The sequence below is a fragment of the Rhodococcus sp. 5G237 genome (genome assembly GCF_053764735.1).
This window is the reverse complement of sequence record NZ_JBSNCD010000007.1, coordinates 222,835-242,670: the sequence shown is the minus strand read 5'-3', so window position 1 is coordinate 242,670 and position 19,836 is coordinate 222,835. Positions and strand designations below refer to the sequence as shown.

Here is a 19,836-nt window from a genome sequence, read left to right as displayed (position 1 = left end):
CGTTGTGTGCCCATACGGTAGCGTCCACCCGCCGCGCGGGCATCCACGCCTACCAGGCGTCCCGGACACCCCGCAGGGGCCGGGTCATTCGGCGGTGGGATCGACGGCGACGACCCCGCGACGCACCGCCCCGACCGCCTTGCCGGCGGTGCGGGCGAGCTCCGGATCGTCCGCACAGGTGCGGATCTGGTCGAGCAGATCGATCAGCTGCCGGCACCACCGCACGAAATCGCCGGGTGAAAGTTCCTTGCCGGCGGCCTCCGCGGCGACGAGCGCCTCGGTCAGCGACGCGGTCGACGCCCAGGTGTAGGCGGCGGTGACGAAACCCAGATCCGGTTCGCGGGTCGGGGGCAGCCGGTGCCGGATCTCGTCGGCCCGCAACCCGTCGCAGATCCGGGTGGTCTCGGCCAGCGCGTGCCGGATCGGGCCGGTCGGTCCGACGAAGGTGACCGGCTCGTCGGTGCGCGACTCGTAGATCACCGCGGAGGCGACCGCCGCGAGTTCGGCGGCGGACAGTCCCGCCCAGGCTCGGCGACGCACGCATTCGGCGACCAGCAGATCCGATTCGGTGTAGATGCGGGCGAGCCGCTCCCCCGCCTCGGTGGTCGCCGGATCGTCACCCTCGGTGAGATAGCCGCGTTCGGTCAGCAGCGCGACGATCCGCTCGAAGGTGCGCGCCAGCGAATCCGTCGCCGCGGAGGCCTTGCGGCGCTGCTGCTGAGTTTCGCGCAGCAACCGGTGGTAGCGCTCCCCGGCCCGCGCCAGCGAATCCAGATCGGGATGCTTGCGGGCCGGATGATGCTTGAGCTCGCGGCGCAACGCGTCGATCTCGCGAGTGTCGCCCTTGGACTTGCTGCGCTTGGGACGGCGCGGCGGCACGAGGCCCTTCGACCGCAACGCCGACGCGATGTCACGGCGCCCGCGGCCGGTGCGGTGATCGACGTGCCGCGGCAGCCGCAGCGTGCCCAGCACCGTCGCCGGGGTCGGGAAGTCTCCGGCGGAGAGGCGACCGGACCACGCGTCGGCGGTGACGACCTGCGGCCGCGGATCGCCAGCGTCGGTGTCCGGCAGCACCACCACGGCCAGGCCGGTGTGTTTACCGGCGGGCACGGCGATGATGTCACCGCGCCGCAGGGTCACCAGCGACGCCACCGCCGCGGCCCGGCGATCCTGCTTGCCGCGCCGCTCGTGGGCGCGTTCGGCGTCGGTCAGCTCGGCGCGCAACCGCAGATAGTCGAGGATCTCGCTGCCCTCACCACCGAGCTGATCGCGCAGCTGCTCGAGGGTGGCCTCGTTGCGGTCGATGCCGCGTTTGAGACCGACCACCGACTTGTCGGCCTGGAACTGGGCGAAGGACATCTCGAGCAACGCCCGCGACCGCTCCACCCCGACGGCGTCGATGAGGTTGACCGCCATGTTGTAGGACGGGCGGAACGAGCTGCGCAGCGGGAAGGTGCGGGTGGAGGCGAGCCCGGCGACCGAGGCCGGTTCGATGCCCGGCTGCCACAGCACCACCGCGTGGCCCTCGACGTCGATGCCGCGCCGCCCGGCCCGGCCGGTCAGCTGCGTGTACTCGCCGGGGGTCAGCTCGGCGTGGGTGTCGCCGTTGAACTTGACGAGCTTTTCGAGCACCACGGTGCGGGCCGGCATATTGATGCCCAGCGCGAGGGTCTCGGTGGCGAACACCGCCCGCACCAACCCCCGCACGAAGAGTTCTTCGACGGTGTGCCGGAAGGCCGGCAACATCCCGGCGTGGTGAGCGGCGATGCCGCGTTCGAGGGCGGTGCGCCACGACGCGTAACCGAGGACCTCGAGGTCGCCGCGCGGCAGATCCCGGGTGTGCTCGTCGACGATCCGGCGGATCTCCGCGGCTTCGGTGTCGTCGGTCAGGTGCAGACCCGAGCGCAGGCACTGCTGCACCGCGGCGTCGCAGCCGGCGCGGCTGAACACGAAGGTGATGGCCGGCAGCAGACCGTCGCGGTCGAGGCGGACGATGACCTCCGGGCGCGGCGGCGGCCGGAAACGGGGTCCGCGTTCACCCCAGCGGTCCATCCCGGACAGGCTCTGCCGTTGCCGCACCGCCGACGCCAGCTCCGGGTTGACGACGATGTCGCGGCGCCGCCGGGTCGGGGCGGTGTCGGTGTCGGCGCGGCGGTCGAACAGGTCGTAGATGCGGGAGCCGAGCATCATGTGCTGGTGCAGCGGGATGGGCCGCACCTCGTCGACGACGACGGTGGTGTCGCCGCGCACCGTGGTCATCCAGTCGCCGAATTCCTCGGCGTTCGACACCGTCGCCGACAGCGACGCCAGCCGCACGTCCTCCGGCAGGTGCAGGATGACCTCTTCCCACACCGCGCCGCGGAACCGGTCGGCGAGGAAGTGCACCTCGTCCATCACCACGTGGGTGAGCCCGATCAGGGCGGTGGACGACGCGTAGATCATGTTGCGCAGCACCTCGGTGGTCATCACCACCACCGGCGCATCGGAGTTGATGGACTGGTCGCCGGTGAGCAGACCTACCGAGTCCCGGCCGTGCCGGGCACACAGATCGGCGTACTTCTGGTTGCTCAGCGCCTTGATCGGGGTGGTGTAGAAGCACTTGGAACCGCCCTGCAGCGCCAGATACACCGCGAACTCGCCGACGACGGTCTTGCCGGCGCCGGTGGGGGCGCACACCAGCACCGAATGCCCACCCTCGAGGGCGCGGCACGCCTCGATCTGGAACGGATCGAGCGGGAACCCGAGGCCGGTGGCGAACTCCGCGAGCTGCGGGGTGGGGACGAGCGGCGCGGTGCCGGTCTCGTCGTCACCGGGGCCGGGAGTGGGGTCGCCGGTCACAGGGTGTCGGAGTAGTCGGTGCGGGCCGGATCGGTCCGGACGGTGTCGGTGGGCGCCGTCGGCGCTGCCGGCTCCACCGGGCTCGGGGCCGGGATCGTCGAACCCTCGTCGTCGTCGAGATCGGCCCAGCCTTCGGCGCGGGCCTTACGGGCGCGGCGCCGGTCGGTCAGCCGGGCGATCTGGATGGCGAACTCCACGAGCAGCGTGAGCGCCAACGCCAGGGCGAGCATGGAGAACGGATCCTGGCCGGGGGTGGCGATGGCGGCGAAGACGAACACCGCCATGATCAGCCCGCGCCGCCACGCCTTGAGCTTGGCGTAGGGCAGCACCCCGACGCCGTTGAGCGCGACGATCACCAGCGGGATCTCGAAGGACACCCCGAAGATCACCAGCAGGTTGATGAGGAACCCGAAGTATTCGGCGCCCGAGAGGGCGGTGATTTGCACGTCGTTGCCGACGGACAGCAGGAACGACAAGGCGTGGGAGATCACCAGATAGGCCAGCACCGCGCCGGTGACGAACAGCGCCGCCCCGCAGGTGACGAAGCCGATCGCGTAGCGGCGTTCCTTGCGGTACAGGCCGGGGGTGACGAACGCCCACAACTGGTACAGCCAGATCGGGCACGCCATGACGATGCCGGCGGTCGCGGCGACCTTCAGGCGCAGCATGAACTGCTCGAACGGTCCGGTGGCGAGCAGTCGGCACGCCCCGTCGTTGCTCAGGTCGGCGCGGGCCGAGGCGGGCAGGTCGCAGTAGGGGCCGCGCAGGATCTCCCCGAGGCTGTCGAGGCCGAACAGGCTGCGGCTGTACCAGACGAATCCGAGGATGGTGGTGAGCACGATCGCAGCGAGAGCGATCAGCAGACGCGTGCGCAATTCGTAGAGGTGCTCGACCAGCGACATGGTGCCGTCGGGATTGGTCTTGCGCCGGCTTCGGCGCGGATCGAACGGGATGCGCACGGTGCGGTTCTCAGCTCCTGTCGAGACCACCGGCGTGCGGGCGTGCCGGGGTCAGCGGAACGCCGGGACACCCGTGGTGGGCGCCCCGGCAGGATGAACGTCGGTCAGGCAGACCGCGGTTCGGTGTGCGTGTTCGGCGCGGCGGGATCGGCTGTCGGCTGCGCGGCCGGCAACGGATTCGGCGCCGGCTGCTGCGGCGCGGACGCCCGGGCGTCGTCGTTCTGCATCTCCTTGACCTCGCTCTTGAAGATCCGGAGCGAACGACCGAGACCGCGCGCGGCGTCGGGCAGCTTCTTCGAACCGAAGAGAATCACGACCACCAGCGCCACGATGGCCCAGTGCCAGGGGCTCATTGCACCCATTTACAACAACCTCCACTGATCGGCTCCGATCGATGCTACCGGACCTCGAGCACAGCCCGAGGCTTCGCGCCGGTGTATCCACCCACAATTTGCGGAGGGTTCATACCGATGTTTCACATCGCCGCCCTCAGGGTGTCGGCCCCGCGCCGCGGGCCGGGTTCTCCCCGTCGAGCTCGGCATAGGCGGCCAGCGCCGCCTCGGCCCGCGCCCGCACCGCCGCCTGCAACTCCGGTGGGTCGAGCACCTGCACCCCGGCGCCGAGCCCGACGAGCAGCCGCGCCATCCACCCCGGCGAGGCGTACCGCATCGACGCCTCGCAGCTGCCATCGGAGAGCACCTGCACGTCGGTGAGCGGGTAGTAGTCGAGCAGCCAGGTGTACGACGGGGCGATGCGCAACCGCGCGGCGGGCAGCGACGGGTCGCCCTCGAACAGTTCGAGGTGCTCGTCGTCGGTGATCGCCCGATGCGGCGGGCGCGCCGGCTCGTCGAGCACGGTGGCGGCGTCGATGCGGTCGAAGCGGAACAGCCGCACCCCTTCGGCGCTGCGGCACCAGGCCTGCAGATAGGCGTGCTCGTCGATGATGACGATGCGGATCGGGTCGACGTCGCGTTCGGAGACGGTGTCGCGGGAGGCCGAATAGTAGGTCAGGTGCACGGCGCGCCCGTCGCGCACCGCGGCCCGCACCTGTCCGGCGGCGTCGGAGTCCCCGGCGGTGTCCGGATCGGGTTCGGCGACGGCGGTGGCGGTGTCAGTGGTGGTGGCGGTGTCAGTGGTGGTGGCGGTGTCGGCGGGCAGCGCGGCGGTCCCGGCCGCCGCTTCGATCTTCGCGATCGCCGACTGCGCCGCCGACGGGTCGACGACACCGGGCATCTCCTGCAACGACCGCAGCGCCACGAGCAGCGCGGTGGCCTCGGTGGAGGTCAACCGCAGAGGGCGTTCGATGCCGGCGGTGAAGGTCACCACGATGCTGTCCTCGGAGAACGACAGGTCGATCAGATCGCCGGGCCCGTAGCCGGGCAGCCCGCACACCCACAGCTGGTTCAGATCGTCCATCACCTGCTTCGGGGTGACCCCCAGGTCGCGGGCGGCTTCGGCCGCGCTGATCCCCGGGTGCGCCAGGAAATAGGGCACGAGATTGAGCAGTCGTCCCAGTCGCGCCGACAGTCGTGTGCTCATCGACCCTCTTCCCCCGCAGTCGTGGTTGCCTGTTCGAGGATGCGCTGCACCTCGGCCCGCAATTCCGGTGGGTCGAGCACCAACGCGTCCGCGCCCTGCCCGGCGACGATCCGGGCGATCCACTCCCACGAGCGCACCGGCACCTCGAGTTCCACCCCGTCGCGGTCGCCGATCCGCCGGGCCGCGCCGGCCTGTCCGAGCCGGCGCAGCTCCCAGGCGCGCCCGTCCGCCACCCACAGCCGCGCCGATCCGCTCACCTCCGCGGGGGAGGTCGCGGCGAGCACCCGCCCCCGCAGATCCACGCCCTCCGGGATCTGCACCGCCCCTTCGGGGCCGATCGCGGTGATCTCGTCGCCGATGCGCGAGAGCCGGAAGGTGCGCACCGCAGTGCGGTCGCGGTCGTGGCCGACGAGATACCAGCGGCCGTGCACGGTGACCACACCCCACGGTTCGACGGTGCGCGTCGACCACGGCTCGGTGGGGGAACTGCGGTGGGTGAACCGCACCGCGCGGCGCGCGTCGATCGCGGCGAGCAATGCCGTCAACGCGGGTTCGGAGCCACGGGCGCGCGGCGGCAGCGGCGCGACCACCTCCCCGCCGTCGGTGTCGACGCGGATCCCGGCGGCACGCAGCTTGAGCACCGCGCCCTGCGCGGCGGCGGTCAGCTCCGGCGATTCCCACAGTGCGGCGGCGACGGCCACGGCGGCGGTCTCCTCGCGGGTGAGGTCGATCTCGGGCAGTTCGTAGGCGTCGCGGTTGATGCGGTAGCCCTCCACCGTCGACGACCGCGACGGCCGGCCCGTCTCCAGGGGCACCCCGAGATCGCGCAGTTCGTTCTTGTCCCGCTCGAACATGCGGCTGAACGCCTCGTCGCTCGCGCATTCGGAGTAGCCGGCCACCGAGGCACGGATCTTCTCCGCGGTCACGAACTGTCGGGTGGACAGCAGCGCGATGACCAGGTTCACCAGCCGTTCGACTTTCGAGATCGCCACGCGCCAACCCTAGTGCCCGCGCGCCGCCGGCACCGCATCACCGTCCATCGGATCGGACCGGATGGTCCGCTCCGACGGGCGGCGGTGCTCACATGGAGGCGATGAGCCGTTCGACGCGTTCGTCCACCGACCGGAACGGGTCCTTGCACAACACCGTGCGCTGCGCCTGATCGTTGAGCTTCAGATGCACCCAGTCGACGGTGAAATCACGGCCTGCGGCCTGTGCGGCGGCGATGAAATCACCGCGCAGCTTCGCCCGGGTGGTCTGCGGCGGGGTGTTCACCGCGGCGTCGACGGACTCGTCGTCGGTGGCCCGCGCCGCCAGCCCCTTGCGTTGCAGCAGGTCGAACACGCCGCGGCCGCGCTTGATGTCGTGATAGGCCAGGTCGAGCTGGGCGATCTTCGGATCCGACAGCTCCATGTTGTAGCGGTCCTGGTAGCGCTGGAACAGCTTGCGCTTGATCACCCAGTCGATCTCGGTGTCGACCTTCGCGAAGTCCTGCGATTCGACGGCGTCGAGGACGCGGCCCCACAGGTCCACCACCTGCGCGACGTGCGGGTCGGGTTCGCGCTGGTGCAGATACTCCACGGCCCGCGCGTGGTATTCGCGCTGGATGTCCAGGGCACTGGCCTGCCGGCCGCCGGCCAGGCGCACCGGGCGCCGGCCCGTCAGGTCGTGGGAGACCTCGCGGATGGCGCGAATCGGGTTGTCGAGCGCGAAGTCCCGGAACGGCACCCCGGCCTCGATCATCTCGAGCACCAACGCCGCCGATCCCACCTTGAGCATGGTGGTAGTCTCGGACATGTTCGAGTCCCCGACGATCACGTGCAGGCGCCGATATTTCTCGGCGTCGGCGTGCGGTTCGTCGCGGGTGTTGATGATCGGCCGCGACCGGGTGGTCGCCGACGAGACGCCCTCCCAGATGTGCTCGGCGCGTTGCGACAGGCAGAAGGTGGCGGCCTTGGGGGTCTGCAGCACCTTCCCGGCGCCGCAGATCAGCTGCCGGGTCACCAGGAAGGGCAGCAGCACATCGGAGATGCGGGAGAACTCGCCGACGCGGGCGACGAGATAGTTCTCGTGGCAGCCGTAGGAGTTGCCCGCCGAGTCGGTGTTGTTCTTGAACAGGAAGATATCGCCGCCGATGCCTTCCTCGGCGAGACGCTGCTCGGCATCGATGAGCAGTTCCTCGAGGACCCGCTCGCCGGCATGGTCGTGCTCGACGAGCTGGAGCAGGTCGTCGCACTCGGCGGTGGCGTACTCGGGGTGCGAGCCGACATCGAGATACAGTCGCGCCCCGTTCCGCAGGAAGACGTTCGAGCTGCGCCCCCAGGACACCACCCGGCGGAACAGATAGCGGGCCACCTCGTCGGGGCTCAACCGACGATGCCCGTGGAAGGTACACGTGACGCCGAACTCCGTCTCGATACCCATGATTCGTCGCTGCACACCTCGACAGTACCGCGCGAACCCGACCCCCATGGGTCGCAACGACATCTACGGTCGTGGTGTGATCGTTCGCGAGCGTTACCGCACCGCCGACCGGGCCCTGTTCGAGCGCACCGGGGCGCTGCGCCCGTCCCCCGCCGACCCGTTGCTGCGCGATCTCGGGCGGGCCGCCAATCACAGTGTGCTGTGGGTCGCGTGCGCCGCGGTGTGCGCCGCCGCCAGCGGTCACGCCCGCCGCGGGGCGGTGCGGGGCCTGCTGTCGGTGGCCGGGGCCAGCGCCCTGACCAACGGGCTGCTCAAGCCGCTGTTGCCGCGCCGCCGACCCCCGGCGCGCACCGACCCGAAGTTCCGGCGCCGCAGTGTGCCGATCCCCCGCTCGTCGTCGTTCCCGTCCGGGCACGCCGCGTCGGCGGCGGCGTTCGCGACCGGGGTGGCGCTCGAATCCCCTGCGACCGGGGTCGTTCTGGCGCCGCTGGCCGCGGCGGTGGCCTATTCGCGGGTGCACACCGGCGTGCACTGGCCCGGTGACGTGCTCGTCGGCGGGGCGGTCGGGGCGACGGTGGCGTGGTCGACGCGTCGCTGGTGGGCGGTGCGCAGCCGCGAACCGGCGACCGTGCAGGTCGTGGCGGCTGCGCCCGCCCTACCCGGCGGTGAGGGGATGCTGCTGGTCGTCAACCGAGACGCCGGGACCGCCGAGGAGATCGCCGCGGCGGTCACCGCCGCGCTCCCGGGGCTGCGGCGCATCGACCTGGACCCCGAGCGCGATCCGGCTGAGCAACTGGAGCATTTGCTGACCGAGTATCGGCCGCAGGCGGTGGGGGTGTGCGGCGGGGACGGCACGGTCGCGGCGGTGCTCGACGTCGCCGTCGACGCGCAGCTGCCGGTGGCGGTGTTCCCCGGGGGCACCCTCAACCATTTCGCGCTCGACCTCGGCGTGGTGGATCTGGAGGAGACGGTGCGGGCGGTCACCGCCGGGCAGGCGGTGGCCGTCGGGCTCGGACAGGTGACGGTGACCGGGCCGGAGGGACGCACGGTGCGGCGGTTCGTCAACACCGCCAGCCTGGGCGGCTATCCGGATGCGGTGCGGTTGCGGGAGCACTGGGAACCGCGGATCGGCAAGTGGCCGGCGGCGGGGCTGGCGATGCTCGCGGTGCTGCGCACGGCGAGCCCGATGCCCGTACGGATCGACGGGGCGGGACGGGCCGTGTGGTTGCTGTTCGTCGGCAACGGCCGCTACACCCCGGCAGATCAGGTGCCGATGTCCCGCGCGCATCTGGATCCGGGCACCCTCGACGTGCGGTATCTGCCGGCCGAGAGCCGGTTCTCGCGGTTCCGGCTGCTCGTCGCTGCGGCGACCGGAACCCTCGGCGCCTCACCGATGTACCGGCAACGGCACAGCCCGGGCCTGTCGGTGGAGGTCATCGGGGATCCGGTGGCGTTGGCCACGGACGGGGAAGTCCTCGCCGACGGCACCTGTTTCGACTTCGAGGTGGTGCCGTCGGCGTTGACGGTCTATCGGCTCGCGGTGGATCAGCCCGCGTCGGGACCGGACCCGGTCTCCGAGCCGGTCGTGGTGTCGGACCCCGATTCGGGGGCCGGATCGGCGGGCGCGGCCGACGGCGCCGCCTGAGCGGACCCGGTGCTGGGCAGCAGCGCGTCGAGCGCCGCCCCCGAGATACGCCGGAAGGCGCGGCGCGGCCGCTGCTTCTCGAGCACCGCGACCTCGAGTTCGCCGCGACCGAGCACCCGCGGCGCCGCATCGGCGGTGGCGGGCTGCTGCAGCGCGGTCACCGCCACGGCGACCGCCTCGTCGAGCGGCAGACCCGGCTTGTACGACGAGCGCAGCGCGGTGACGATCGGTTCGGTGTTGCCGCCCATCACCACGAACTGCGACTCGTCGACGATCGACCCGTCGTAGGTGATGCGGTACAGCTGCGGGCCGTCGTCGGTGTCGGCGCGCCCGACCTCGGCGACACAGATCTCCACCTCGTACGGCTTGGGCTGCTCGGTGAAGATGGTGCCGAGGGTCTGCGCGTAGGCGTTCGCCAGCGCCCGCCCGGTCACGTCCCGCCGGTCGTAGGAGTAGCCACGCATGTCGGCGTGCATGATCCCGGCGCGCCGCAGATTCTCGAACTCGTTGTACTTGCCGACGGCGGCGAAACCGACCCGGTCGTACAGTTCGCTGATCTTGTGCAGTGCCTTCGACGGATTCTCCGCCACCAGCAGCACACCATCGGCGTAGGTCAACGCGATCACCGACCGGCCCCGGGCGATGCCCTTACGGGCCAGCTCCGAGCGATCGCGCATGATCTGCTCGGCCGATGCATAGTACGGAAGTGTCACCGGGCATCTCCTGCGGTGCGGTCGGCCACGATGGTGCGGGCCAGCTCGGACAGGGTTTCCTCCGCGACGGCCACGGCGCCGGCCGCGGTGATCACCACCGCGGTCGGGTAGATCCCGCGGGTGGTGTCGGGACCACCGGTGGCGGTGTCGTCGTCGGCCGCGTCGTACAGCGCCTCGACGGCGGTGCGCAGCGCGCTCTGCTCGTCGGCGTCGGTGCGGTAGAGCTTCTTGAGCGACGAGCGGGCGAACAACGATCCGGAGCCGACCGCGTGGTAGCCGGCGCGTTCCTCGTAGCGGCCCCCGACCACGTCGTAGGACACGATCCGCCCGGCGCGGTGCGCGTCGGCGGCGTCGAGGTCGAAACCGACCAGCAACGGCACCACGGCCAGGCCCTGCATGGCCGCACCGAGATTGCCGCGCACCATCGACGAGAGCCGATTGGCCTTGCCGTCGAAGGTCAGCGGCACCCCTTCGATCTTCTCGTAGTGCTCGAGTTCGACCGCGAACAGTCGCACGAGCTCGATCGCCAGGCCCGCGGTGCCGGCGATGCCGGCCGCCGAATAGTTGTCGGTGACGAACACCTTGTCGACGTCGCGGGAGGCGATCAGGTTGCCCATGGTCGCGCGCCGGTCGCCGGCGATGAGCACACCCCCGTCGAAGGTCAGCGCCACGATGGTGGTGCCGTGCGGGGCGAGGTCCACGTGGTCACCTCGTTCGAACCGGAACCGGTTCTCCGGCAGCATCTCCGGGGCGTGCATCCGCAGGTGGTCGGAGAACGACGACAAGGGCGACGCGAGGTGCAGCTTCGGCTGCACCTCGCGGTAGGGAAGAGAGGATCGTTCGGCTGTCACTGGCCACCTTTCTGCACATATGCCCGCACGAAGTCCTCTGCGTTCTCCTCGAGCACGTCGTCGATCTCGTCGAGAAGATCGTCGGTGTCCGAGGCGAGCTTCTCGCGACGCTCCTGACCGGCACCGCCGTCACCGACGACCTCGTCGTCGTCTCCGCCGCCACCGCGTGTGGTCTGCTCCTGTGCCATAGCCGCCGACCTCCTCCTGTACTCGGCGCGGAACCGTCACCGGTCGACGATCGGTGTGGTCACCGCTGCTTCGAACTCCTACCCTACCCAGCGAAACGGTCCACCGGTGGCGACACGCGTACTCGCGACCCGTGATCCGGCCACCGCCCACCGCAACAGGGGCGGTCAGTGGGTGAGCTGATCGACCAACTCCGCCGCCGACTGCGCCGTCTCGAGCAGCTCCCCGACATGCGCGCGGCTGCCCCGCAGCGGCTCGAGGGTCGGGATGCGCACCAGCGACTCGCGACCGAGATCGAAGATCACCGAATCCCAGCTCGCCGCCGCGATATCGGCACCGAAGCGGCGCAGGCACTCACCGCGGAAGTAGGCGCGGGTGTCCGACGGCGGGGTGTGCACCGCATCGAGGACCTGCTGCTCGGAGACCAGCCGCTGCATCGACCCGCGGGCGACGAGCCGGTTGTACAGACCCTTGTCCAGGCGCACATCCGAGTACTGCAGGTCGACCATGTGCAGGCGCGGCGCCGACCAGGACAGTCCCTCGCGGTTGCGGAAGCCCTCGAGCAGCCGCAGCTTGGCGGGCCAGTCCAGCAGGTCGGCGCATTCCATCGGGTCGCGTTCGAGCAGGTCGAGCACCATCGCCCACTTGTCGAGGATGTCGAGGATCCGTTTGTCCTCGGTGCCGTCGTGGAACTTCGCGACCCGCTCGTGATAGATCCGCTGCAGCGCCAGACCGGTCAGCTCCCGGCCGTCGGCGAGCGCGACGGTCTTGCGCAGCGACGGGTCGTGGCTGATGTGGTGCACCGCGGTGACCGGGCGGGCGAGCTGCAGATCCGACAGGTCGATGCCGGCCTCGATCAGGTCGAGCACCAGCGCGGTGGTGCCGACCTTGAGGTAGGTGGACATCTCCGCCAGATTCGCGTCGCCGATGATCACGTGCAGCCGCCGGTACTTGTCGGCGTCGGCGTGCGGTTCGTCGCGGGTGTTGATGATGCCGCGCTTGAGGGTGGTCTCGAGACCCACCTCGACCTCGATGTAGTCGGCGCGCTGCGAGAGCTGGAAACCGGGCTCGTCACCGGACTGGCCGATCCCGACCCGGCCGGAGCCGGTGATGACCTGCCGGGAGACGAAGAACGGGGTCAGGCCCGCGACCACCGCCGAGAACGGGGTCTCGCGGTCCATCAGGTAGTTCTCGTGGGTGCCGTAGGAGGCGCCCTTGCCGTCGACGTTGTTCTTGTACAGCTGCAGTCGCGGTGCGCCGGGCACACTCGACGCGTGCCGGGCGGCGGCCTCCATCACCCGTTCCCCGGCCTTGTCCCAGATCACCGCGTCGAGAGGGTCGGCGACCTCCGGGGCGGAGTATTCGGGGTGGGCGTGGTCGACGTACAGGCGCGCACCGTTGGTGAGGATCATGTTCGCGGCACCGACCTCGTCGGCGTCGATGACCGGGGCCGGGCCGTTGAACCGGCCCAGATCGAAGCCCCGCGCGTCGCGCAGGGGCGATTCGACCTCGTAGTCCCAGCGGGTGCGCCTCGCGCGCGGCACCCCTTCGGCGGCCGCATAGGCCAGCACCGCCTGCGTGGAGGTCAGGATCGGGTTCGCCGATGGCTCGTTGGGTGAGGAGATCCCGTACTCGACCTCGATACCGATGATCCGCTGCATGCCCTCGAGCCTAGGCGATCCGGACGCTCACGGTCGTGAACAGCCCCGCCACCGGTCAGCGGTGCGGCTGCGGGGTGCAGTCCAGATAGCCGTGCGCCCCGATCGCCTGCAGCGCCACCCGCACCGGCGGCGGCGCCCACCTCGCCTGCGGGTCGGTTCCGAGCCGCGGGTCGCGCACCGGGATCGCCCTGCCCCGGGTGTGCACCACCGCCTCGCCGGCGGCGCACACGTTGCGCACCCAGTCGGTGTCGGCGCCGTAGGTCAACGCGATCCGCAGGTCGTCGCCGACGGTGAACAGCAGAACCGGGGTGCGGAACATCCGGCCCGAGCGGCGCCCGCGATGTTCGACCACCGCGGTGCCCGGCAGCAGCTGAGCGAACGGGGTGGTGACCCGGTTGGTGACGAGCTTGTTGAACCGGGCCATGGTGTGCGGCAACGGCATGGACGGTCCTCCCCCCGAGAGGCCGCGACGGCCGGACCTTCCGGAGGAGGGAAGGCCCGGCCGTCGCGGATCGATTGTCGTGGTCGATTCCTACAGGTACTGGCCGGTGTTCGACTCGGTGTCGATCGCACGGCTCGCGCTGGCGTTCTTGCCGGTGACCAGGGTGCGGATGTACACGATCCGCTCGCCCTTCTTTCCCGAGATCCGGGCCCAGTCGTCCGGATTCGTGGTGTTGGGCAGGTCCTCGTTCTCGGCGAACTCGTCGACGATCGAGTCGAGCAGGTGCTGCACCCGCAGACCGGGCGCCCCGGTCTCGAGCACCGACTTGATCGCGTACTTCTTCGCCCGGTCGACGATGTTCTGGATCATCGCGCCGGAGTTGAAGTCCTTGAAGTACAGGACCTCCTTGTCGCCGTTGGCGTAGGTGACCTCGAGGAACCGGTTGTCCTCGGACTCGGCGTACATCCGCTCGACGACCCGCTCGATCATCGCCCGCACGCACGCGACCCGATCGCCGCCGAACTCGGCGAGATCGTCGGCGTGCACCGGCAGGCTCTCGGTCAGGTACTTCGAGAAGATGTCCTGCGCGGCCTCCGCGTCCGGACGCTCGATCTTGATCTTCACGTCGAGGCGGCCGGGCCGCAGGATCGCCGGGTCGATCATGTCCTCACGGTTCGACGCACCGATGACGATGACGTTTTCGAGCCCTTCGACACCGTCGATCTCGGCGAGCAGCTGCGGCACCACCGTGGTCTCCACATCGGAGGACACACCGGAACCGCGGGTGCGGAAGATCGAGTCCATCTCGTCGAAGAACACGATCACCGGCGTGCCCTCGGACGCCTTCTCCCGGGCCCGCTGGAAGATCAACCGGATGTGCCGCTCGGTCTCACCGACGAACTTGTTCAGCAGCTCCGGGCCCTTGATGTTGAGGAAGAACGACTTCGCTTCCTTCGAATCGTCGCCGCGGGCCTCGGCGATCTTCTTCGCCAGCGAGTTCGCGACCGCCTTCGCGATCAGGGTCTTACCGCAACCGGGCGGGCCATACAGCAGCACACCCTTCGGCGGGCGCAGCGAGTACTCGCGGAACAGATCCTTGTGCAGGAACGGCAGCTCCACCGCGTCGCGGATCTGCTCGATCTGCCGGCCCAGGCCACCGATGTCGCTGTAGCCGACGTCCGGGACCTCCTCGAGCACGAGATCCTCGACCTCGGCCTTGGGGATCCGTTCGAAGGCGTAGCCGGCCTTGCTGTCGACCAGCAGCGAATCACCCGGGCGCAGCGTGAACGAGTTCTCGTCGTCGACGAGCACATCGGTCCTGTCGTCGGCGGCGGCCGCGGCGAGCGGGGCCGCCAGCCACACGATGCGTTCCTCGTCGGCGTGCCCGACCACCAGCGCGCGGGTGCCGTCGTCGAGCACCTCCCGCAGGGTGGTGATCTCGCCGACGCGCTCGAACCCACCGACCTCCACGACGGTCAACGCCTCGTTCAACCGCACCGTCTGACCGGGCCGGAAGGTGTCGAGTTCGAGATTCGGGGACACCGCGACCCGCATCTTGCGGCCCGAGGTGAACACGTCGACGGTCTGATCGTCGAACGTCTCGAGCAGCACCCCGTAGCCGCTCGGCGGCTGGGCCAGCCGGTCGACCTCCTCGCGCAGCGTGATCAGCTGCTGGCGCGCATCCTTGAGGGTCTCGAGCAGTTTGCCGTTGCGGACCGTGAGGGACTCGAGCCGGGCTTCGAGGTCGCGTACCTGATCGGACGGTTCGCCGAGCCGACGACGCAAGGTCGCCACCTCTGCGCGCAACTCTTCGATTTCGCGTGCCGCCGCAACCGCATCCGGCTTCTCTGACGAGCTCATAGCGACTCCCTCCACTGTCGGTCATTCCACGCTACCGGGACATCGCCCCACATGGGGGAGGACACGAAACAGTCGTGTTCCGAACATGTGTCGCGTGTGGGACGCGCCATGGCACCGCACACCCGACACGCTGTTAGGCTGCCCTAAATATCGTGCGTCGACCGTTTCTCTCGAAAGGTACTCCTCCGTGACCCCACGTCCAGTCCGCACACTCTGCGCCGCCACCGCGATCGCCGCCCTCACCGCCCTGACCGGCTGCAGCTCCGACGACGCCGGCGACGACACCGCCACCACGACCAGCGCGACGACGACCACCAGCACCACCGTGACCGCCGCGGTCACCGTCGAGCAGCTGCAGGAACAGATCGACGTGTTCTTCGACCCGGCCGCCACCACCGAGGACCGCGCCGCGGTCGTGGAGAACGGCACCGCGCGCACCGCCGTGCTCGACCAGTTCACCGGAGTGCTCGCCGGCTACCCGCTCACCGGCACCGTCGGCGAGATCACCACGGTCGACGCCGACACCGTCACCGCGACCACCGAGGTCGCCGGCCCGCACGGCGGCGCCCCGATGCCGCTGACCTTCGAGCAGATCGACGGCACCTGGGTCATCGCCGACGAGAGCGCCTGCTCGATCCTGGCCATGGGCACGCTCAGCTGCGAATAACCCCCGCCGGTCGGCGTCGGCTCAGCCCTTGCTGGGCCGACGCTGCGGCTTCGGGGTCTCCACCCCGTCCTGCAGACGCCGGGCACTGACCAGGAACGCCGTGTGCCCCTGCATCCGATGCTCGGGACGTACCGCCAGCCCCACCACGTGCCACCCGCGCACCATCGACTCCCACGAGCGCGGCTCGGTCCAGCAGGTCTGCTCCCGCATCGCCTCGACCACCCGCGACAGCTGCGTCGTCGTCGCCACGTAGACGATGAGCACCCCGCCGGGTACCAGCGCCTTCTTCACCGTCTCGAGCACATCCCAGGGGGCGAGCATGTCCAGCACCACCCGGTCCACACGGCCGTACTTCTCGACGTCGTAGTCCGCCAGATCCCCGAGCACCGTCGTCCAGTTCGCCGGGCGCTCCCCGAAGAAGGTGTCGACATTGCGCTCGGCGTATTCGAGATGGTCCTCGCGCACCTCATAGGAGATCACCCGGCCGCTCTCCCCGACCGCGCGCAGCAACGAACACGTCAGCGCACCGGAGCCGGCGCCGGCCTCGAGCACCGTCGCACCGGGGAAGATGTCGCCCTCCTGCACGATCTGCGCGGCGTCCTTCGGGTAGATCACCTGCGCACCGCGCGGCATCGACATCACATAGTCGACGAGCAGCGGACGCAACGCCAGATAGGGGGTGCCGTTGGTGGAGGTGACCACCACACCTTCGTCGGTGCCGATCAGGTCGTCGTGCAGGATCCCGCCGCGGTGGGTGTGGAACTCCTTGCCCGGTTCGAGCACCACGGTGTACTTGCGGCCCTTGGCGTCGGTCAACTGCACCCGGTCCCCCACCTGGAAGGGTCCGCTGCGCCCGAGTCCGCCTACTGCCATCGCCGTGTCCACCTTCGTTCCAGCCCCGCACCCGGGATCGGGCACGCGGGTCCGACACCGTGTCGGACCCGCGTCCTAGCCTGCCAGGTGTGACCACAGCTGCGCCCACACCCCCCACCGACACAGTGCGGCCGGTCGCCCTGTCCCCCTCCCGGGCCGCCGACTTCACCCGCTGCCCGCTGCTCTACCGCTTCAAGGCCGTCGACCGGCTCACCACACCCCCGACCCGCGCCCAGGCGCGCGGCACCGTCGTCCACGCCGCCCTCGAAGCGCTGTTCGGCCTCGACGGACCGGCCCGCACCCCCGCTGCCGCGCAGACCCTGCTGCCCGACGCCCTGGCCCGGGTCCTCGCCGCCACCCCCGATCTCGGCGTGGACACCGACGACGCGGGTTTCCTCGCCGAGGCCGCCGCGCTGCTGAGCACCTACTTCACCGTCGAGGACCCCACCACCGTCACCACCGGCGGCTGCGAACTGCGAGTGGAGACGACCCTCGACGGCGACGTTCCACTGCGCGGCATCATCGACCGCCTCGACGTCGACGCCACCGGGGCGGTGCACGTCGTCGACTACAAGACCGGCCGCGCCCCGTCCCCGCGCGGCGAGCGGGCGGCGCTGTTCCAGCTGAAGTTCTACGCGCTGATCCTGTGGCGGCAGCGCGGCGTCGTCCCGGCCTCGCTGCGGCTGCTGTACCTCGGCGACGGTCAGGTGCTGAACTACCGGCCCGACCCCGAGGAACTGTGCCGCTTCGAACGGATCGTGCGCGCGATGTGGGTGACGATCCGGCAGTTGCGCGCCAGCGGCGACTTCCGCCCCGACCCCGGTCCCGGCTGCCGGTGGTGCGATCATCGGGCATTGTGCCCGGCGTTCGGCGGTACCCCACCGCCGTATCCCGTCGACGGCGTTGCGACGCAGTCGATCCAGCAGTCGATCCAGTCGACCCGATCGACACCATCGCTCCAGTCGACACCGGGTGCGCCCCACCGCATCGAGCAGCAGGAGAATCCCGAGTGAGCGACGCCGCCTACTACGTGCCGGTCCCCCGGCCGACCACCCCCACCGGTCCGGTCGACGACGTCGAGATCGCGGTGTTCCGCCCCACCGAACACACCGTCAGCACCTGGGGACCACACCTGCAGCACGGCGCCCCACCCTCGGCGCTGCTCGCCCGCGCCATCGAACGGCACCGGCCCCGCCCCGACACCCGCCTGAGCCGGCTCACCGTCGAACTGCTCGGCCCCGTCCCGCTCACCGACCTCGAGGTGCGCACCCACATCGAACGACCCGGTCGCCGCATCGAACTGGTCGTCGCCGAATTGTGGGCCACCACCCCCGACGGCACCGACCGCGCGGTCGCGCGCGGCACCGGCTGGCGCCTCGAAACCGTCGACCTGCCGCAGGTCGCGCATACCTCGGAGACCCCGCTGCCCGCCCCCGGTCACCTCGAAGCCAGTGCCCCGCACCCTGCCTGGAAGGGCGGCTACATCGGCACCGTCGACTGGCGCATCATCGTCCCCTTCGGCGCTCCCGGCCTGTCGTCGGCGTGGATGCGCAGCGAGATCGCCCTCGTCGAAGGCGAAACCCCCAGCGGACTCGACCGGTTGATGAGCGTCGCCGACGTCGCCAACGGTGTCGGCTCCAAACTCGACGCCCGCGAGTACACCTTCCTCAACACCGAACTGACCGTGCACCTGTTCCGCGCCCCCGAGTTCCGCGAACAGGACTGGGTGGGGATCGCCGCGGAGATGTCCGTCGGACCCGACGGGATCGGCATGACCGCCGGTCTGCTCTACGACGAGACCGGCGCGCTCGGCCGCATCACCCAGAACGTGCAGGTGCGGCCCCGCTGATCAGCGGGGCCGCACCGGAAGATGTCGGGAACGGTGCGCGTCTATTCGGGGGCGCGCATCGCCCGGCACGAGCGGATGTTCGACGCGAGGATCGCGCGGGCACCGATCTCGGCGAGCCGGTCCATCACCGCGTTGTGGCCCTTGCGCGGCACCATCGCCCGCACCGCCACCGAGTTCTCGTTCGCCAGCGGCGAGATCGTCGGCGACTCGAGACCGGGCGTCACCTGTACGGCCTGGTCGAGCAGGTGCTTGGGGCAGTCGTAGTCGATCATCACGTACTGCTGCGCGAAGACCACACCCTCGAGGCGGGCGATCAGCTGGTTGCGGGCCCGATCCGAGCGATCCGAACCTTCCCGCTCGATCAGCACACCCTCCGAATCACACAGCGACTCGCCGAAGGCGACGAGATCGTGCTGCCGCAACGTCCGGCCCGAGCCGACCACATCGGCGATCGCGTCGGCGACGCCGAGCTGGATGGAGATCTCCACCGCACCGTCGAGCCGGATCACCTCCGCCTCGATGCCGCGGGCGGCGAGATCACGACGCACCAGATTCGCGTACGAGGTGGCGATGCGCAGCCCCTGCAGATCCTCGACCGACCAGTCGCGGCCCTTCGGCGCGGCGTACCGGAAACGCGAGGACCCGAAGCCCAGCGACAACCGCTCGGTGACCGGAGCCCCCGAATCCATCGACAGATCGCGGCCGGTGATCCCCAGATCCAGCTCGCCGGAACCGACGTAGATCGCGATGTCCTTCGGCCGCAGGAAGAAGAACTCGACATCGTTGACCGGGTCGATGACCGTCAGATCCCGCGAATCGGTGCGCCGACGGTAGCCGGCCTCCTGCAGGATCTCGGCGGCGGACTCGGACAGCGAACCTTTGTTGGGGACTGCGACGCGCAGCATGACGGATGGGGTCCTTTCGAACGACGAGCAGAAGCGAGGAAGGGATCTACAGGGCACGGACGGCGGCACCGACACAGCGGGCCACCGGCCGTCACAGATGCTTGTAGACGTCCTCGAGCTTCAGACCCCGCCCCACCATCAGCACCTGCACCCAGTACAGCAGCTGCGAAATCTCCTCGGACAGTTCCTCGTCGGACTGGTACTCGGCGGCGATCCACACCTCACCGGCCTCTTCGAGTACCTTCTTGCCCTGGAAATGCACGCCGGCGTCCAGGGCGGCGACGGTGCCGGAGCCCTCGGGGCGGGTCGCGGCGCGTTCGGACAGCTCGGCGAACAGGGAATCGAAGGTCTTCACAGGGGTCGATTGTTTCATGCCCCGCCACCGGCCCCGCAGCCAGGACACCGACACCCGCTCGGAAGATAC

The 19,836-nt window shown here is 70.1% G+C and carries 19 protein-coding genes; 4 read left to right on the top strand and 15 right to left on the bottom strand.

Features of this window, described 5'->3' with window-relative positions; all coding sequences use genetic code 11:
- Window positions 1–84: 84 nt before the first annotated feature.
- The 6 genes from ACWPOC_RS18650 to pafA all read right to left on the bottom strand — a co-directional run bounded on the left by ACWPOC_RS18650 (window position 85) and on the right by pafA (window position 7,775).
- The gene (locus ACWPOC_RS18650) at window positions 85–2,838 is read right to left on the bottom strand and encodes a DEAD/DEAH box helicase (protein WP_455409141.1); all 2,754 of its coding nucleotides are present in this window, start codon (window positions 2,836–2,838) and stop codon (window positions 85–87) included.
- Window positions 2,835–3,797 carry a twin-arginine translocase subunit TatC gene (gene tatC / locus ACWPOC_RS18645; protein WP_120282842.1) on the bottom strand — a complete coding sequence of 321 codons (963 nt, stop codon included), beginning with the start codon at window positions 3,795–3,797 and terminating at the stop codon, window positions 2,835–2,837. The genes ACWPOC_RS18650 and tatC overlap by 4 nt, the downstream gene beginning before the upstream one ends.
- Window positions 3,798–3,901: 104 nt before the next feature.
- On the bottom strand, window positions 3,902–4,159 hold the full coding sequence (tatA, locus tag ACWPOC_RS18640) for a Sec-independent protein translocase subunit TatA (protein ID WP_120282841.1): 258 nt from the start codon (window positions 4,157–4,159) through the stop codon (window positions 3,902–3,904).
- 127 nt (window positions 4,160–4,286) lie between these two features.
- Window positions 4,287–5,336 carry a helix-turn-helix transcriptional regulator gene (locus ACWPOC_RS18635; protein WP_230791791.1) on the bottom strand — a complete coding sequence of 350 codons (1,050 nt, stop codon included), beginning with the start codon at window positions 5,334–5,336 and terminating at the stop codon, window positions 4,287–4,289.
- Window positions 5,333–6,328: a helix-turn-helix transcriptional regulator gene (locus ACWPOC_RS18630; RefSeq protein WP_120282837.1), complete on the bottom strand. Its 996-nt coding sequence runs from the start codon at window positions 6,326–6,328 to the stop codon at window positions 5,333–5,335. Before ACWPOC_RS18630 ends, ACWPOC_RS18635 begins: the two co-directional genes overlap by 4 nt.
- Before the next feature lie 88 nt (window positions 6,329–6,416).
- On the bottom strand, window positions 6,417–7,775 hold the full coding sequence (pafA, locus tag ACWPOC_RS18625; protein ID WP_026061779.1) for a Pup--protein ligase: 1,359 nt from the start codon (window positions 7,773–7,775) through the stop codon (window positions 6,417–6,419).
- 31 nt (window positions 7,776–7,806) lie between these two features.
- Here pafA and ACWPOC_RS18620 point away from each other — a divergent pair, with 31 nt between their 5' ends.
- Complete coding sequence (locus ACWPOC_RS18620; protein ID WP_455409140.1) at window positions 7,807–9,405, top strand: bifunctional phosphatase PAP2/diacylglycerol kinase family protein; 1,599 nt, start codon at window positions 7,807–7,809, stop codon at window positions 9,403–9,405.
- Here ACWPOC_RS18620 and prcA read toward each other — a convergent pair.
- The 6 genes from prcA to arc all read right to left on the bottom strand — a co-directional run bounded on the left by prcA (window position 9,306) and on the right by arc (window position 15,118).
- Window positions 9,306–10,118 carry a proteasome subunit alpha gene (gene prcA, locus ACWPOC_RS18615; RefSeq protein ID WP_120282833.1) on the bottom strand — a complete coding sequence of 271 codons (813 nt, stop codon included), beginning with the start codon at window positions 10,116–10,118 and terminating at the stop codon, window positions 9,306–9,308. The two genes, ACWPOC_RS18620 and prcA, sit on opposite strands and share 100 nt — an antisense overlap.
- On the bottom strand, window positions 10,115–10,876 hold the full coding sequence (prcB, locus tag ACWPOC_RS18610; protein WP_225623829.1) for a proteasome subunit beta: 762 nt from the start codon (window positions 10,874–10,876) through the stop codon (window positions 10,115–10,117). Before prcB ends, prcA begins: the two co-directional genes overlap by 4 nt.
- Before the next feature lie 89 nt (window positions 10,877–10,965).
- Entirely contained in the window at window positions 10,966–11,157 is a 192-nt protein-coding gene (locus ACWPOC_RS18605; RefSeq protein WP_006552173.1) for a ubiquitin-like protein Pup, read from the bottom strand.
- A 165-nt stretch (window positions 11,158–11,322) separates the two neighbouring features.
- The gene (gene dop / locus ACWPOC_RS18600) at window positions 11,323–12,816 is read right to left on the bottom strand and encodes a depupylase/deamidase Dop (protein WP_006552172.1); all 1,494 of its coding nucleotides are present in this window, start codon (window positions 12,814–12,816) and stop codon (window positions 11,323–11,325) included.
- Between the two features lie 55 nt (window positions 12,817–12,871).
- Window positions 12,872–13,258, bottom strand: a complete 387-nt coding sequence (locus ACWPOC_RS18595) for a nitroreductase family deazaflavin-dependent oxidoreductase (RefSeq protein WP_120282829.1) — start codon at window positions 13,256–13,258, stop codon at window positions 12,872–12,874.
- A 90-nt stretch (window positions 13,259–13,348) separates the two neighbouring features.
- Complete coding sequence (arc, locus tag ACWPOC_RS18590; RefSeq protein ID WP_120282828.1) at window positions 13,349–15,118, bottom strand: proteasome ATPase; 1,770 nt, start codon at window positions 15,116–15,118, stop codon at window positions 13,349–13,351.
- A 187-nt stretch (window positions 15,119–15,305) separates the two neighbouring features.
- Between arc and ACWPOC_RS18585 the strand changes: the two genes are divergently transcribed.
- Entirely contained in the window at window positions 15,306–15,785 is a 480-nt protein-coding gene (locus ACWPOC_RS18585) for a nuclear transport factor 2 family protein (RefSeq protein WP_120282826.1), read from the top strand.
- A 21-nt stretch (window positions 15,786–15,806) separates the two neighbouring features.
- Here the strand turns inward: ACWPOC_RS18585 and ACWPOC_RS18580 are convergent, their stop codons facing one another.
- The gene (locus tag ACWPOC_RS18580; RefSeq protein WP_060653154.1) at window positions 15,807–16,658 is read right to left on the bottom strand and encodes a tRNA (adenine-N1)-methyltransferase; all 852 of its coding nucleotides are present in this window, start codon (window positions 16,656–16,658) and stop codon (window positions 15,807–15,809) included.
- Between the two features lie 89 nt (window positions 16,659–16,747).
- Between ACWPOC_RS18580 and ACWPOC_RS18575 the strand changes: the two genes are divergently transcribed.
- A complete protein-coding gene (locus ACWPOC_RS18575; protein WP_120282825.1) occupies window positions 16,748–17,671 on the top strand; it encodes a RecB family exonuclease in 924 nt (307 codons plus the stop codon).
- Window positions 17,668–18,507 (top strand): thioesterase family protein, encoded by an 840-nt coding sequence (locus ACWPOC_RS18570; RefSeq protein ID WP_120282823.1) that lies wholly within the window; start codon window positions 17,668–17,670, stop codon window positions 18,505–18,507. Before ACWPOC_RS18575 ends, ACWPOC_RS18570 begins: the two co-directional genes overlap by 4 nt.
- A gap of 41 nt (window positions 18,508–18,548) precedes the next feature.
- Here ACWPOC_RS18570 and hisG read toward each other — a convergent pair whose 3' ends face one another.
- Window positions 18,549–19,412: an ATP phosphoribosyltransferase gene (gene hisG / locus ACWPOC_RS18565; RefSeq protein ID WP_120282821.1), complete on the bottom strand. Its 864-nt coding sequence runs from the start codon at window positions 19,410–19,412 to the stop codon at window positions 18,549–18,551.
- Window positions 19,413–19,503: 91 nt separating this feature from the next.
- Window positions 19,504–19,785: a phosphoribosyl-ATP diphosphatase gene (locus ACWPOC_RS18560; protein WP_170318512.1), complete on the bottom strand. Its 282-nt coding sequence runs from the start codon at window positions 19,783–19,785 to the stop codon at window positions 19,504–19,506.
- Window positions 19,786–19,836: the final 51 nt, after the last annotated feature.

Coding starts and splice junctions, on each gene's coding strand:
- tatA (WP_120282841.1), bottom strand. CDS start 4,159: ATGGGTGCAATGAGCCCCTGGCACTGGGCCATCGTGGCGCTGGTGGTC.
- ACWPOC_RS18635 (WP_230791791.1), bottom strand. CDS start 5,336: ATGAGCACACGACTGTCGGCGCGACTGGGACGACTGCTCAATCTCGTG.
- ACWPOC_RS18620 (WP_455409140.1), top strand. CDS start 7,807: ATGGGTCGCAACGACATCTACGGTCGTGGTGTGATCGTTCGCGAGCGT.
- prcB (WP_225623829.1), bottom strand. CDS start 10,876: ATGCACGCCCCGGAGATGCTGCCGGAGAACCGGTTCCGGTTCGAACGA.
- ACWPOC_RS18605 (WP_006552173.1), bottom strand. CDS start 11,157: ATGGCACAGGAGCAGACCACACGCGGTGGCGGCGGAGACGACGACGAG.
- dop (WP_006552172.1), bottom strand. CDS start 12,816: ATGCAGCGGATCATCGGTATCGAGGTCGAGTACGGGATCTCCTCACCC.
- ACWPOC_RS18595 (WP_120282829.1), bottom strand. CDS start 13,258: ATGCCGTTGCCGCACACCATGGCCCGGTTCAACAAGCTCGTCACCAAC.
- arc (WP_120282828.1), bottom strand. CDS start 15,118: ATGAGCTCGTCAGAGAAGCCGGATGCGGTTGCGGCGGCACGCGAAATC.
- ACWPOC_RS18580 (WP_060653154.1), bottom strand. CDS start 16,658: ATGGCAGTAGGCGGACTCGGGCGCAGCGGACCCTTCCAGGTGGGGGAC.
- hisG (WP_120282821.1), bottom strand. CDS start 19,412: ATGCTGCGCGTCGCAGTCCCCAACAAAGGTTCGCTGTCCGAGTCCGCC.
- ACWPOC_RS18560 (WP_170318512.1), bottom strand. CDS start 19,785: ATGAAACAATCGACCCCTGTGAAGACCTTCGATTCCCTGTTCGCCGAG.